General features: G+C 56.3%; 1 protein-coding gene and 3 tRNA genes. All 4 read right to left on the bottom strand.

The window, feature by feature from the left end:
• The coding region (locus B552_RS0105500; RefSeq protein WP_019448010.1) for a GTP-binding protein at positions 1-137 on the bottom strand (137 nt) is incomplete at its 3' end.
• 44 nt (positions 138-181) lie between these two features.
• A tRNA-Thr gene (locus B552_RS0105505) sits at positions 182-256 on the bottom strand.
• A 37-nt stretch (positions 257-293) separates the two neighbouring features.
• Positions 294-367, bottom strand: a tRNA-Gly gene (locus tag B552_RS0105510).
• 50 nt (positions 368-417) lie between these two features.
• Positions 418-503 (bottom strand) — tRNA-Tyr (locus B552_RS0105515).
• Positions 504-766: the final 263 nt, after the last annotated feature.

Below are 766 nucleotides of genomic sequence, written 5' to 3' on the forward strand. Positions count from 1 at the left end.
TTCTTGGCTGCGCCGCCGAATTTCGCGGCCAGCACCGTGGCAATCGCTGCCGTCAGCGTCGTCTTGCCGTGGTCAACGTGACCAATCGTACCTACGTTCACGTGCGGCTTGGTCCGCTCGAACTTTTCCTTTGCCATTTCGTGACTCCTGTCTCGGTAGCAATTGCCAGTGCGGGTATTGATGGTGCCCATGGGCAGGATCGAACTGCCGACCTCTCCCTTACCAAGGGAGTGCTCTACCACTGAGCCACATGGGCGAAACTTGACTTACTTCTCTGACGACAACCGAGGCTTTGGAGCGGGTGAAGGGAATCGAACCCTCGTCGTAAGCTTGGAAGGCTTCTGCTCTACCATTGAGCTACACCCGCCCGGTTACTTCCTGCTTCACCGGCTTTCGCCTGGTTGCTGTCTTGCATTCTGGTGGAGAGGGCTGGATTCGAACCAGCGTAGGCGTAAGCCAACAGATTTACAGTCTGCCCCCTTTAGCCACTCGGGCACCTCTCCGCAGAGAACTTGTGATTATGGTACTACCTGCCTTGGCTGTCAAGCACTTTCCATTGCGGTTAGTGACTTTGCGGATTGCCAGGAGGCCCTTCGGAAGCGCGTTCTGCATTGCTTCCGGGGAACCAGAATCATCGATATAAAACCGACGCTCTCACCCTATAGGGGTGCGCCGTAACGCTTCTGAACGCGCCAGATTCGGCTTCGGAGCGCTCAGCTGCGCGATCGATCGGCGTTAAATCGATTGCGCTCGCGCAAAAGCAAAA

It is taken from the genome of Cupriavidus sp. BIS7, assembly GCF_000292345.1.
GTDB lineage: Bacteria > Pseudomonadota > Gammaproteobacteria > Burkholderiales > Burkholderiaceae > Cupriavidus.